General features: G+C 69.6%; 9 protein-coding genes and 1 riboswitch. Of the genes, 4 read left to right on the top strand and 5 right to left on the bottom strand.

Annotated elements, in window-relative coordinates; all coding sequences use genetic code 11:
• Positions 1 to 484: 484 nt before the first annotated feature.
• Positions 485 to 1693 (bottom strand): HEAT repeat domain-containing protein, encoded by a 1209-nt coding sequence (locus tag O7610_RS16655; RefSeq protein ID WP_281551666.1) that lies wholly within the window; start codon positions 1691 to 1693, stop codon positions 485 to 487.
• A gap of 462 nt (positions 1694 to 2155) precedes the next feature.
• Between O7610_RS16655 and O7610_RS16650 the strand changes: the two genes are divergently transcribed.
• From O7610_RS16650 to O7610_RS16635, 4 genes are all read left to right on the top strand, one after another.
• Positions 2156 to 3496 carry an ABC1 kinase family protein gene (locus tag O7610_RS16650; RefSeq protein WP_281551665.1) on the top strand — a complete coding sequence of 447 codons (1341 nt, stop codon included), beginning with the start codon at positions 2156 to 2158 and terminating at the stop codon, positions 3494 to 3496.
• Between the two features lie 58 nt (positions 3497 to 3554).
• Positions 3555 to 4571: a DUF1702 family protein gene (locus O7610_RS16645; RefSeq protein WP_353850263.1), complete on the top strand. Its 1017-nt coding sequence runs from the start codon at positions 3555 to 3557 to the stop codon at positions 4569 to 4571.
• A 154-nt stretch (positions 4572 to 4725) separates the two neighbouring features.
• A riboswitch (cobalamin riboswitch) is annotated at positions 4726 to 4935 on the top strand.
• Between the two features lie 142 nt (positions 4936 to 5077).
• Positions 5078 to 7453 carry a ribonucleoside-diphosphate reductase subunit alpha gene (locus tag O7610_RS16640; RefSeq protein ID WP_289211333.1) on the top strand — a complete coding sequence of 792 codons (2376 nt, stop codon included), beginning with the start codon at positions 5078 to 5080 and terminating at the stop codon, positions 7451 to 7453.
• Complete coding sequence (locus tag O7610_RS16635) at positions 7450 to 8532, top strand: ribonucleotide-diphosphate reductase subunit beta (RefSeq protein WP_289211332.1); 1083 nt, start codon at positions 7450 to 7452, stop codon at positions 8530 to 8532. The genes O7610_RS16640 and O7610_RS16635 overlap by 4 nt, the downstream gene beginning before the upstream one ends.
• 31 nt (positions 8533 to 8563) lie before the next feature.
• Here the strand turns inward: O7610_RS16635 and O7610_RS16630 are convergent, their stop codons facing one another.
• The 4 genes from O7610_RS16630 to O7610_RS16615 form a co-directional block, all read right to left on the bottom strand.
• Positions 8564 to 9898 (bottom strand): aminotransferase family protein, encoded by a 1335-nt coding sequence (locus tag O7610_RS16630; protein ID WP_289211331.1) that lies wholly within the window; start codon positions 9896 to 9898, stop codon positions 8564 to 8566.
• A complete protein-coding gene (locus tag O7610_RS16625; protein WP_289211330.1) occupies positions 9895 to 11289 on the bottom strand; it encodes an aminotransferase class III-fold pyridoxal phosphate-dependent enzyme in 1395 nt (464 codons plus the stop codon). Before O7610_RS16625 ends, O7610_RS16630 begins: the two co-directional genes overlap by 4 nt.
• Positions 11289 to 12854: an aldehyde dehydrogenase family protein gene (locus tag O7610_RS16620; protein WP_289211329.1), complete on the bottom strand. Its 1566-nt coding sequence runs from the start codon at positions 12852 to 12854 to the stop codon at positions 11289 to 11291. Before O7610_RS16620 ends, O7610_RS16625 begins: the two co-directional genes overlap by 1 nt.
• Before the next feature lie 250 nt (positions 12855 to 13104).
• Complete coding sequence (locus O7610_RS16615; protein ID WP_289211328.1) at positions 13105 to 14016, bottom strand: glycine betaine ABC transporter substrate-binding protein; 912 nt, start codon at positions 14014 to 14016, stop codon at positions 13105 to 13107.
• Positions 14017 to 14069: the final 53 nt, after the last annotated feature.

Raw genomic sequence — 14069 nt, 5'->3', positions numbered from 1 at the left:
TCTCGAGGCTTGCCTGGCCGGAGCAAGCCATACGGATCGGTCGTCGCCTGACCGGGTGGGCTGAGTTGGATGTCAGTCAACACCGCGCCTAGCCCTCGTAATAGATGGAATCTTGCTAATGGCTACTGCTGTGCAAGCGAATCAGAAGGTGTCGAGGCATCGACTCCCGTGGTGGTCGTGAACCCGCGGGGTGGGGATGTTCGGCTGGGCCGGGTGCCTGCGCGCAAGCTTCATCGAGTTCCCGTCGACAGTTGATATTCGCAGGTCACGCCGCTCCTGTCGGTTGAAAGTCGGGTAACTCCCGAGGAGTGGGCCCGCTTTCGACCGGTGGCAGTCCGTGTCAATACTGGCGATAAGGACCAACATGCTGATAGTTCCCCCGAGGTGGTTTATTCGGGTATCGGCTTGGGTGCAACCGCGTGGTGCCCGACGACAGGAACCGGGGCGGGCGACGTCGCCCGCCCCGGTCGTGGGGAAATCCTGGTCAGTTCATCCAGTTGGTACGCGGGCAGAACTGCACGCCTTCGATGTCGGCGACACCGTCCTGGTCGGAGTCCACGTCACCGTCACGGGTCGAGTAGATGTCGAGCGAGTTCGCGTCGATGGCGCCGTCGCCGTTCCAGTCGACCAGCTTGCCCTTGAAGGTTCCGACGATGAAGGCATTGGCCAGCGGCCCGCTCGGGGTGTCCAACGTTCCCAGGATGCTGTTGCCGGGGAACAGGACATCCTCCAGCGAGCTGCCCCGCATCGTGTCGAAGTTGAGGTAGCCCCAGGTGTGCACTCGCCCGCGGACGTAGCGGATCGCCGGCTCGCCCTTGATCAGCATGTTCGGGTCCAGCGTCCATTCACCGGAGCGCTTGGCCGCGACCATCTCGTTGCGGTGACCCAGCGAGTCGTCGTCGGCCCGTCCGGAGAGGAAGACCGGACGCAGCCCTCGCGATTCGAAGTAGAAGCTGCCACGACCGGCGTTGGCGTGGTTGGTCAGGCCGCGGAACACGAAGTTCTCGGTGTGCGGCGAACCGTCCTCATGCAGGCCGTCGAGGGTCTTGCTGATGATCAGCTTCTGGTTCCGGGTGTCGACGTTCGGGCATGCGTGCGCCTGCCCGTAGCTGCGTGCCAGGCCCTGCGGCGAGAGAGTGATCTTGCCCCAGTTGCGGCCGCTTTCGTCCAACGCGACGTAGACGTCGCAGTGGATGTTCAGCAGGATGGTTTCGTCGAACGTCCGACTCGAGTCGTAGGTGAACGACCGGTTGTCGAACGACGGCAGGCCGGTGCGCAGTTCCGAACCGAACAGCCGGGCCCACTCGCCGACATCCGGGTCGTCGTCGTTGGCGTGCCGGTCCAGCACGCGCAGCGCATCGGTGCCGCCGATCTTCTCCAGGGCCCAGAGCGCGTTCCACCGGACCTGCCGGTCGGAGTCGTTGGCGACCGCCTCGGCGAGCAGGTCGACGGCACCGCTGAGCCGCCGGTCCATCGCCTGGTACAGCGACTGCTCCCGGATCATCGGGTCCCGGTGGTGCAGGGCCTCGTACTCGACCTGCTCGTCAGTGCGAGCGTCGAGCCGGACCGCGCCGCGCTCCAGCATGTCGCCGAACTCGCTGTTGAGTAGCGCGGGATCGCCCTCGAGGTAGTGCTCCCACTCCGGAGCGCTTCCAGCGCCGCCGGTGGTGGCGCTGACCGATTGAAGCGTCATTCTCACATCACCCTTTCTCTGGTGTGGCTGTCGTGGTGCCGGACCTATTCAGATGGCGGCGCGTTTCGGAAGCAGAAACTGATCGTTCGCTTACCGCCCTCGAGAACCGCGTCGAGCTGCGTGAGCGGTTCCGACTAAGTGGTTGACGTGACTTGTGCGCGCCGGTGGAGTCGAGGCACTCCGATGCGGGGAGGTCTCGCCGGTCGCTGCTTCGCCGACCGGTGCACCGGTTGCGCGCTGACACCAGATTTCGCCATCGCCGTGCTGGCCGTCCAGTACTGGACGGTGAGCTAGCAAGAACGCAGAAACAGCGGCGGTTCGAGGCGCCGGGATAGCTGTCTGGCGGTGGATCAGCCGAGAATTTGCCCATCTCTGTCGTGGCCGTATGGGAGATCGGCGACGCAACCCTAGCCTGATCCGCGACGACCTCGAGAACGGTCGTCACGACCAGGAGGAGGAACAATGCCGTTCTCGCTTGCCTTCATCAGCCAGGGCGCGCACCGTCGACCGCGTCGGCCGATCCGCCATCATCCGGCGGTCCGGGTGCTCACGATCTGCGGTCACCTGACGCGCATCGTCCTTCGGGCTGCGGTCGCACTCAGCGGGGCCGGTTTGCGGGGACGTCTAGCCGACCGGTACGCCTGGCAGCGGTTGGCCGGTGACCTGCTCGCCGACGCGGCCGAGCGACTCGGTCCGACGTACATCAAATTCGGTCAGATCCTCGCCACCCGGGTCGACGTCGTCCCACCCGCGGTGGCCGCGCGGCTTGGTCGGCTGTTCGACAAGGTCACACCGCCGTCGATCCGGCCGCCGATCACCGGGAGCGTCGGTGCCGCACTCGATGGCGGTGTCGGTGGTCTGCGGCGAGTAGCCGCAGGTAGCGTCGCGGTGGTCTACCGGGGCCGGCTCCGAACCGGAGAACAGGTCGCGGTGAAGGTGATCAGGCCCGGGATCGATGCCGTGATCGACACGGATCTCGCGCTGTTACGCGTGGCCGCCCGCGGCGTCAGCACGCTGCCCAGGTTTCGGCGCGCACCACTGGTGGAACTCGTCGACCAGCTCGGTGCCGCGATACGTCGGCAGCTCGACCTGTGCGCCGAGGCTGATGCGTTGCGCCGGCTCCGCCGAAACCTGGCGCATCTCGATGGGGTACGGGTGCCCAGCGTGTACCGCGAACTGTCGGACCGGACGGTGCTGGTGACCGAATACCTGTCGGACATCCGCCTCAGCCTCCCCGCCGCGCCTCCGCAGACGGCCCTGGTGACAGCCATGCGGGCAGCCTTCCAGATGGTCTTCGTTGACGGATTCGTGCACTGTGACCTGCACCCCGGCAACCTACATCTGGCAGCGCACCGGGTGACCGTGCTCGACGCCGGCTTCGTTCACGAGCTCACCCCGATCGCCCGGCGGGCCTTCGCGGAGTTCTTCCAGGCGATGGCGTCCGGCGCGGGTGACCGGTGCGCCGAAATTCTCCTGGCCACGGCCGACCGGGTCGAGCCCCCGGCAGACCTCGTCGGGTTCCGCTGCGACATCGCGGCGCTGGTGGTCGCGGCGGCTGGCCGGCCCGCAGGTGAATTCAACCTTGCGGATTTCGCATACCGGATGTTCGCCGCCCAACGCACGCGCGGCCTCTACGCAGATGTCCAGTTCGTCTATCCGATCTTGGCGCTTCTCGTTTTGGAAGGTCGGGTGCGCCAGCACGCGCCGGACGTCGATTTTCAGCGGGTGGCCATGCCCTACGTGCTGCGGGCGCTGGCTGACACCGTCTCGCTGCCGGGCTGGCGGCCGTCGCCGACCCGATAGCCAGCGAACCGCGGCGTTCGCAAAGTCGGAGAAGATCGGCGGCACCCGGTTCCAGACGATGGGTACATCGCTACCAGATCGAACATCCTGGAGTCGTAACATGCCGTGCTCATGGCGATCACTGCGCCGCCGACTGCTGACCCTCACCCCGGACGGGACGGTGGCCGTCCGTCGTGGAACTGGCCTGGCTGACACCACTACCCGAAGCGTCTTCGAGATGGTGGACCGCACGGTACAGGCCGGCTTCGACGCGGCCCTGGACTCGACCAGCGTCGGCGAGCTGGAGGCCCGGTTGGACCGCACCGCGCGGGACTTCAGAAGCTTCGCGTACGAGGGGGCCGCGGCGGCGTACGCGATGCTCGACGCGGTGGCCCCGACCCGGACCCGTCGGGTGGGCCGACTGCTGACTGGACGCGGCGCGGCACATCGCTTCCTGATCTACTTCGGGGTCGGGCGGGCGATAGGCCGGCTGCCCCGGTTCCGGTGGCGGTCGGTGCTGCCCGCCGACCCGGTGCTGCACTGGCTGGCAGTCGATGGCCTCGGCTTTCACCGGGCGACCCTCGACCCGATCAGGCATGTTCGCCAGCAGTACCGGGCCGACGTGGCGGGATGGCCGCACGGAGACTTCCGGCACTACCTGGATCGCGCGCTTGACCAAGGCACCGGCCGGGCGATGTGGTTCGTGGAGGGTGCCGACGTCGATCGGGTGATCGCGACCGTCGGGCGGTTCCCGGCCGACCGTCACGACGATCTGGTCAGCGGCGTCGGTTACGCGGCGACCTACACCGGCGGGGTGAGTGAGCCGGCGCTGCGTCGGCTGTGGCAACTCAGCGGCGAGCATCGCTCCTTCCTGGCTCAGGGCGCGGCTTTCGCCGCGCTGGCTCGCGACCGGGCAGGGCTGGTCAACGCGCACACGCGGACGGCGGTGGCCGTGCTGTGCGGCACCAGCGTCGAACAGGCGGCCGACATCGCTGAACGATCGGAGACCGATCTGTCACCGGACGGTGCGCTGCCGAGTTACGAGGTCTGGCGACAGCGGATCGCTGACCGGTTCACCTCCCGCAGCCGTCGCTAGTACCCCGACGAGGAGGGTGCCGAGCACCGCCCCGGACAGGCCCCATAGCACGCTTCTCACCCGACGGTTCCTCCTCCGCGTACCCGGTGCGACCCGACGCCGCGACACGCCGAACACAGTATCTGGTGTTGCGTCTTCTAGCTTGCTCCCATATATGGTGTACCCCGCAGCTGGTTCGGCCGCCCCTCGGCGGTGGTCGAGGCAAGAGGGAACCCGGTGTGAGTCCGGGACTGCCCCGCAGCGGTGAGTGGGAACGACCGCCGTCACCGAGCACTGGGCCCGTGGCGGGTCCGGGAAGCGACGGCCAATAGGCACGAGCACGACGCCCACGAGTCCGAAGACCTGCCAGCGTGCCGCACGCGTCGCGTGCGGTGGTCGAAGGCCGCGCGGGACGGCCGACGCCGACGACCGGTCGACACCCGGCGGAGCAGACCGTCAGGTGAGTGACCGGTGGCGTCCTCCCCGCGTGTCCGTCGACCGGTGGACAGGCACGACAAGGGGAACCGATGCAGGTACGCAAGCGCAACGGCGACACCGAACCGGTGGACGTCAACAAGATCGTCAAGGCGGTCGAACACTGGGTCGCCGACCTGGACGAGGTCGACCCGCTGCGGGTGGCGACCCGGACGATCAGCGGACTGTACGACGGGGCGACAACCGCCGAGCTGGACAAGCTGTCCATTCAGACGGCGGCAGAGCTGATCGGCGAGGAGCCGCAGTACTCGAAGCTGGCGGCCCGGCTGCTCGCCGCCTACGTGGACAAGGAGGTCCGCGGCCAGCAGGTGGCCAGCTTCAGCCAGTCCATCCGCTACGCCCACGGCCTCGGGCTGATCGGCGACGACACCGCGGCCTTCGTCGCCCGCAACGCCCGCAAACTCGACGACGCCGTCGACGTCGACGGCGACCTGCGCTTCGAGTACTTCGGGCTGCGTACGGTGGCCGACCGCTACCTGCTGCGGCATCCGCAGACCCGGCTGGTGGTGGAGACGCCCCAGTACTGGCTGCTGCGGGTGGCGTGCGGGCTGTCCCAGACGCCGGCCGAGGCGGTCGACTTCTACCGGCTGATCTCCAGCCTGGCCTATCTGCCCAGCTCACCGACGTTGTTCAACTCGGGCACCCGGCACACCCAGATGTCGTCGTGCTTCCTGGTCGACTCGCCGCGCGACGAGCTCGACTCGATCTACGAGCGTTACCACCAGGTGGCGAAGCTGTCGAAGTTCTCCGGCGGGATCGGCATCTCCTGGTCGCGGATCCGTGGCCGGGGCGCGCTGATCCGGGGCACCAACGGCAGGTCGAACGGCATCGTGCCGTTCCTCAAGACCCTCGACGCCGGGGTCGCGGCGGTCAACCAGGGCGGCCGCCGCAAGGGCGCCGCCTGCGTCTACCTGGAGCCGTGGCACCCGGACGTCGAGGAGTTCCTGGAGCTGCGGGACAACACCGGCGAGGACGCCCGGCGCACCCACAACCTCAACCTGGCCAACTGGATCCCGGACGAGTTCATGCGGCGGGTCGAGGCGGACGCCGACTGGTCGCTGATCGACCCGTCCGACGCACCCGAGCTACCGGACCTGTACGGCGAGGCGTTCGACGAGGCGTACCGCGCGGCGGAGAAGAAAGCGGTCCGGACGGTCAAGGCCCGCGACCTGTACGGGCGGATGATGCGCACCCTGGCGCAGACCGGCAACGGGTGGATGACGTTCAAGGACGCCGCGAACCGGCTGTCCAACCAGACCGGCGAGCCGGGCAACACGATCCACCTGTCCAATCTGTGCACCGAGATCCTCGAGGTCAACAGCGACACCGAGACCGCCGTGTGCAACCTCGGGTCGATCAACCTCGGCGCGCACGTCACCGCCGACGGCGTCGACTGGGACAAGCTGCGCGCCACGGTCCGTACCGCCGTGGTGTTTCTCGACCGGGTGATCGACATCAACTACTACCCGGCGGCGCAGGCGGCGGCGTCGAACCCGCGCTGGCGGCCGGTCGGGCTGGGGTTGATGGGCCTGCAGGACGCGTTCTTCACGCTGCGGCTGCCGTTCGACTCGGCGCCGGCCCGGGAGCTGTCCACCCGCGTCCAGGAGGAGATCTTCCTGACCGCGCTGGAGACCTCCGCCGGGCTCGCCGAACGGTTCGGCCCGCATCCGGCGTACGCCGAGACCCGGGCCGCCCGGGGCGAGCTGCACCCGGACCTGTGGGGTGCCGAGGTCGGCCAGCCCGAACGGTGGGCCCGGCTGCGGTCGACGATCGCCGCACACGGCCTGCGGAACTCGCTGCTGGTCGCGATCGCGCCGACCGCGACGATCGCCTCGATCGCCGGCTGCTACGAATGCATCGAGCCGCAGGTGTCCAACCTGTTCAAACGCGAAACCATGTCCGGGGAGTTCCTGCAAATCAACACGTACCTGGTCGGCGAGCTGAAGGCGCGCGGGCTGTGGACGGCACCGGTCCGGGAGCAGATCAAGCGGGCCGAGGGGTCGGTGCAGGGTGTCGCGGACCTGCCCGCCGACGTGCGGGAGCTGTTCCGTACCGCATGGGAGCTGCCGCAACGGGCGCTGATCGACCTGGCCGCCGCCCGCGCCCCGTACGTCGACCAGTCGCAGTCGCTGAACCTGTTCCTCAGCGCACCGACCATCGGCAAGCTGTCCTCGATGTACCTGTACGCCTGGAAGTCCGGGCTGAAGACCACCTACTACCTGCGGTCGCGTCCGGCGACCCGGATCCAGCAGGCCACCGTCGGCATCGCGCCGACCGTCGGGCCGACCGTCGGGCCGACCGTCGGGCCGACCGTCGGGCCGGTCGTAGGGCCGGTTGTCGCGACCGGCGACGACGAGGCGTCGGCCTGCTCCCTGGAAAACCCCGAAACCTGTGAGGCCTGCCAGTGACCACCGTCTCCGAAACCAACACCGACGCCGCGACCGCTAATGCCGCCACCGCGACCGCCGCCGCAGCTGCGGGCCGACGGCAGCTGTTGCTCGACCCCGGCATGGACCTGACCCTGCGGCCGATGCGGTATCCGCAGTTCTTCGACCGGTTCCGGGACGCGATCAAGAACACCTGGACGGTGGAGGAGGTCGACCTGCACTCCGACCTGCCGGACCTGGCCAGACTGTCGGCTGCCGAGCGGCACCTGGTGTCCCGGCTGGTCGCGTTCTTCGCCACCGGCGACACCATCGTCGCGAACAACCTGGTGCTCAACCTCTACCAGCACGTCAACTCCCCGGAGGGCCGGCTCTACCTGTCCCGGCAACTGTTCGAGGAGGCGGTGCACGTCCAGTTCTACCTGAACCTGCTGGACACCTACGTGCCGGACGAGCGGGAGCGGTTCGCGGCGTTCGCGGCGGTGGAGAACATCCCGTCGATCGCCCGCAAGGCCGAGTTCTGCTTCAGATGGATTGACTCGATCTTCGAGCTGCGGGAGCTGCGCAGCCGCGCCGACCGACGGGCCTTCCTGCTCAACCTGATCTGCTTCGCCGCCTGCATCGAAGGGTTGTTCTTCTACGGCGCCTTCGCGTACGTGTACTTCCTGCGGTCCCGGGGTCTGCTGCACGGTCTCGCCTCGGGCACCAACTGGGTGTTCCGCGACGAGTCGATGCACATGGCGTTCGCCTTCGAGGTGGTGGACACGGTCCGCGCCGAGGAACCGGACCTGTTCGACTCCGAGATGGAGCAGCAGGTCAGGCAGATGCTGGCCGAGGCGGTGGAGTGCGAGGTGCAGTTCGCCGCGGACCTGCTCGACCAGGGCGTGTCCGGGATGTCGCTGGTCGACATGCGGGAGTATCTGCAGCACGTCGCCGACCGGCGGCTCGCGGTGCTCGGCATCGAACCGATGTACGGGTCGAAGAACCCGTTCGCCTTCATGGAGCTGCAGGACGTGCAGGAGCTGTCCAACTTCTTCGAGCGGCGGGTGTCGGCGTACCAGGTCGGGGTGACCGGCTCGGTGACCTTCGACGACGACTTCTGACCCGCGTCCCCGCCCGGCCCGCCGCGACCGGCTACTCCGGCTCGGTCGGCTGTCCCGCCGAGGCCGGCTCGGTGACGGCGCGGATCGCCGCCGCCGTGCCGACCGCGATCTCCTCGACCTCGTCGGCGGAGACGACCAGCGGCGGGCCGAGCAGGATCACGTCACCGTCGACGCCGTCGGCGCAGCCGGTTCCGCTGTAGAGCAGCAGACCGGCGTGCCGGGCGGCGGCGACGACCCGTTCGGCGACCCGGGCGGTACGGGCGTACGGCCGCGCGGTGTGCTGGTCGGCGACCAGTTCGACGCCGACCAGCAGACCGCGACCGCGGACGTCCCCGACGTACGGCGAGTCGGCCAGCTCCCGGCGCAGGGCCCGGCGCAGCGACTCGCCGGCCCGCCGGCCCGCCGCGACGAGGTCCCGCTCGCGCAGCACCCGCAGCACCGCCCGGCCGGTGGCCGCGCCCACCAGGTGGTGCGAGTAGGTGAAGCCGTGGGTGAAACCGGTGGGCGCGATCGTGTCGTGCACCGGGCCGGAAGCGACGGCCAGACCCAGCGGCCAGTAGCCCGAACTGGCACCCTTCGCCGCCACCAGGATGTCCGGGCGTACGCCCCAGTGGTCGACGCCGAACCAGGTGCCGGTACGGCCGAAGCCGGTCATCACCTCGTCGGCGACGAGCAGCACCCCGTACCGGCGGCAGACCTCGGCGACGGCTGGCCAGTAGTCGTCCGGCGGGACGCAGGCACCCAGCCCGGCCCCGGCGATCGGCTCGGCGATGAACGCCGCGACCGGCCGGGACCGGCACAGCTGCGCCAGCGCCGCCGCGTGCCGCGCCCCGCAGCCGACCGGATGGGTGTCCGGGAACGGGCAGCGGTACTCGTACGGGGTCGAGGTGTGCACCGCCTGCTCCAGCCACGGCAGGTACGGCGCACGCAGCCCGGCCCGACCGGAGACGTCCAACGCGCCCCGGGAGTTGCCGTGGTAGGAGCCGACCCGGCCGACGATCAGGTGCCGGTCCTCGCCCCGGGCCAGATGGTAGGCGCGGGCCATCTTCAGCGCGGTCTCCACCGCCTCGCTGCCGCCGGAGACCGGGAAGACCAACGGATCGTCCATCGGCAGTACGGCCGCGAGCTCGGCGGCGTACTCCTCCAGCACGTCGGCGCGGAACATCGAGCCGTGCGCGTACGCGACCGCGCCGGCCTGCTCGGCCTGCGCCCGGACCACCTCGGTGACGCCGTGGCCGATGCCGACGACGATCGCCCCGGCGGCCGCGTCGAGGTAGCGCTTGCCGGTGGTGTCCCACAGCTGCGCGCCGAACGCCGAGGCGATCCGTGGCGCGTCGTCGGACACCCGGCCGAAGACATGGCTCATCCCGGTACGGCGACGGCCCCGCCGGCTGCGATCTCCCCGCCGGCTGGGGCCTTTCCGTTGCCGGCGACCTTTCCGTTGCCGGCGGCCTGCATGTCGGCGGCGACCTCGGCGACGGCGGCGCCGAACAGCCGCAGACCGGTCTGCGCCTGGGCCCGGGTGATCACCAGGGGCGGCGACATCCGTACCGCGTTGACGCCGGCCTCCAGCACCAGCAGGCCGCGACTGAACGCCGCCTGCTGTACCTGGCCGGCGATCTCGCCGGTGGGGAACTCGACGCCGATCATCAAGCCGACCCCGCGCACGTCGACGAGTAGCTGCGGGTACGCCTGCTGCAGTTCGCGCAGCCCGGCGAGCAGGAACTCACCCTGCTCGGTGGCGTTGTCGAGCAGGCACTCCTCCTGGATGACCCGCAGGGTGGCGAGGCCGGCGGCGCACGGCACCGGGCTGCCGCCGTAGGTGGAGCCGTGCGCGCCCGGACCCCAGGCCTCCATCAGCTCGGACCGGGCCAGGAACGCGCCCAGTGGCAGGCCGGAGGCGATGCCTTTCGCGCTGATCAGGATGTCCGGCTGTACGCCGGTGTGCTCGATCGCCCACATCCGGCCGGTGCGGCCCATGCCGCACTGCACTTCGTCGGCGACGAGCAGGATCCCGTGCCGGTCGCAGATCCGCCGCAGCCGGGCGAGCCAGCCGGCCGGCGGCACGATGAAGCCACCCTCACCCTGGATCGGTTCGACGAAGATCGCCGCGACCTCGCTCGGATCCACCTGGTGCTCGAACAGCACCTCCTCGATGAAGTCCAGCGAGGCTGGTGCGTAGGGCGCGTGCAGCACGCCGGGCAGCAGCGGGCCGAACCCCTTGTGGTACTTGGACTTCGACCCGGTCAGCGTCATCGCCCCGTAGGTGCGGCCGTGGAACGATCCGTAGAAGCTGATCACGTACTGCCGGCCGGTGGCGTACCGGGACAGCTTCAGCGCGCCCTCGACGGCCTCGGCCCCGGAGTTGGTCAGGAAGACCCGTACCGGCCCGTCCATCGGCGCGGTCGCGGCCAGCGCCTGGCACATCTGGCCGTACAGCGGCAGGTAGAAGTCGCTGGCCGAGTAGTGCAGCAGGGTCGCGGCCTGCTGCTGCACCGCCTCGACGACCGTGGGGTGGCAGTGGCCGGTGGAGGTGACCGCGATCCCGGCGTTGAAGTCGAGGAACAGGTTGCCGTCGACGTCCTCGACGACGGTACCGTGGCCGCGCCGGGGTGCGATCGCGTAGGCGCGGGGCAGCGACGGGCTGGTCACCGCTTGGTCGCGGGCCAGCACTTCGCGGGCCTGCGGTCCGGGCAGTTCGGTGACCAGGTGCGGTTGCGGGCGGTCCGGGTCGAACCAGTCGGGGATCGTCGTCATCAGGCCACCACCGTCTGCGACTGCTCGCGGAGGAACTGCTGGAGGTAGTACGGTCCGCCACCGGCCTTGCCGGTGCTGCCGGAGCCCTTCCAGCCGCCGAACGGCTGCACCCCGGGCCAGGCACCGGTGGTGGCGCCGGCCGGCCGGTTGACGTAGACGACGCCGGCTTCGATCCGGTCGAGGAAGTGGTCGATCTCGCCCTGGTCGGTGGAGAAGAACCCGGCGGTCAGGCCCAGCGGCACGCTGTTGGCCCGGTCCAGGCCCTCGTCGACCGAGTCGACCGGGCTGACCGCCACGAACGGCACGAACAGCTCGCGCTGGAACAGGTCGTCGTCGGGCGGTACGTCGGCGACGACGGCCGGCGCCAGGTAGTAGCCGTCGGGGCGGCCGTCGACCCCGGCGAGCACCTGGCCGCCGGTGACCACCCGGCCGATGGTCGCGGCGTGCGCGACGGCCTCGCCGTAGCGGCGTACGGCGGCGGCGTCGATGACCGGACCGAGGTACGTGTCGCGGGCCAGCGGGTCGCCGACGACCAGCGACTCGGCCCGTTCGGCGAGCCGGGTGACGAACTCGTCGTGGAGTTCGCGCGCCACGTACACCCGGGAGCAGGCCGAACATTTCTGGCCGGAGAAGCCGAACGCGGAGCGGGCGACGCCGGAGACCGCCCGGTCCAGGTCGGCCCGGGCCGAGACGATCGCGGCGTTCTTGCCGCCCATCTCGCAGACGACGGGCCTCGGGTAGGCGCCGGTGAACGCCCGGATGATCGACATGCCGGTCTTGTACGATCCGGTGAAGGTGAGGCCGCCGACGCCGGGGTGCGCCACCAGCGTCCGGCCCGGGTCGTCGCCGCCGGGGAGGAAGTGCGCGACCCCGGTCGGCAGCCCGGCGTCGACCAGGCACTCGAAGAACTTCCAGGCCGAGAAGGTGCCCTGCAGGCTGGGCTTGAGGACGAGGGTGTTGCCGGCGACCAGTGCCGCGCCGGCCGGCCCGGCGGTCAACGCCATCGGGAAGTTGAACGGGCTGATCACCGCCCAGACCCCGTACGGCTTGAGCACACTGCGGGTGGACTCGTTCGCGGCGATGGTCGCCATGGGCTGGTCGAAACCGTGGTGCTTGTCATACATGTCGCAGTAGTAGCGGATCAGGTCCGCCGACTCCTCGACGTCGCCGAGCGCCTCCAGCCGGTTCTTGCCGACCTCCATGCTCATCAGCGCGGCGTACTCGTTGGAGCGGTCGCTGATCAGGTCGGCCGCCCGGCGCAGCACCGCGACCCGGTCCGGCCACGGTGTCGCGGCCCAGCCGGGCGCTGCGGCGTGAGCGGCGGTGACGGCCGCGTCGACGTCCTGGTCGGTGGCGGCGGTGACGGTGGCCAGCTTGAGCGTCACGTCGCCGGGGCTGACCAGCTCGGCCGGGTCGACCCCGGGCCGGGCGGTGCCGTCGACCACCGGGGTGAGGCGCTGACCCAACCAGGCCCGCGCCCGGTCCGCGCCGTCCTCGTACGCCGTGTGCAGGTCCTCGTTGTCAGCGGACAGGGTCGCGTAGGTGACCCGGAAGCGTGTGGCCACGGAAGAACTCCTTTCGGCGGGACGGCACCCAGTGAAGGTGTGGCAAAATTCCAGACATCATCGCGTCATGCAGGAAAATCTACTGCGCAACGCGTATCAGAAGCAAGAACTTCTCCGCCGAGCAGGGCCGCTGCCGGGCCGCCGGAGGCTGCTGCAGGGCTCACGACAGACGGGGACCGGGGTGCCCGGACCGGCCGTCAGGCCAGCCCGGACACCCCGGTCCGTGGTGTTTCGGTCAGTCAGTCCGGCGTCAGGAGACACCCAGGGTGGACAGGTAGTCCGGGTTCTCAGACAGCCACGCCTCGACGGCGGCCGGCTCGTCACCCTCGTGCACGTTGAACATCAGGTCCTCCAGCGAACCGAGCTGCTGGTCGTCCATCTGGAACTTCTCCAGCATCGCGGTCACCTCGGGGAAGTCCGCGCTGAACCCGGTCCGGGCCAGCGTGGTGATCTCCTCAGCGGTACCCAGAGTGCCTTCCGGGTCGGCCAGGTCCTTCAGCTCGTAGTTCGAGTAGGCCCAGTGCGGGTGCCACAGGGTCACCACGATCGGCTCCTCGTCGCCGATCGCGCTCTGCAGCGCGGCGAGCATCGCCGGGGTGGACGAGGTCCGCAGCTCGTAGTCGTCCAGCCCGTAGGTCGGCATGACGTTGTCCTGGGTGGCGGCGGTCAGGCCGGCACCCGGCTCGATGCCGATGATCTCGTTGTTGAACAGCTCGGCGTTGTCAGCCAGATCCGCCAGCGAGTCGACCCCGTCCACGTAGGCGGGGACGGCGATGCTCAGGCTGGCGTTGTCGTACCAGACCCCGATCGTCTCCAGGTCGTCGCTGTACTCCTCCATGTAGGAGGCGTGCGTCTGCGGCAGCCAGCCGTCCAGGAACAGGTCGATGTCACCGGAGGCCAGACCGGAGTAGACCACGCCGGCTTCGACGTTGGTCAGCTCGACCTCGTACCCCTCGGCCTCGAGGATGTTCTGCCACAGGTAGGAGGCGGCGATTGCCTCGTCCCAGGCCATGTAGCCGATGGTGATGCTCTTGTCGACGGCGTCGGAGCCGTTGTCGCTGCCGGTGTCGCTGTCGGCGTCGCTGCCGCAGGCGGCGAGCCCCAGGGCCAGGGCGGCGGTGGCCGCCACTGCGGCCCGGCGTAGCGGGTTGTTGCGGAACATTCGTTGTCGTCCTTCCATCGTGTTGCCCTACACCGGCGTACTCGCGGCAGCGA

It is taken from the genome of Solwaraspora sp. WMMA2065 (genome assembly GCF_030345075.1).
In the GTDB taxonomy this organism is placed as follows: Bacteria; Actinomycetota; Actinomycetes; order Mycobacteriales; family Micromonosporaceae; genus Micromonospora_E.
This window is presented reverse-complemented; position numbering and strand designations above follow the sequence as displayed.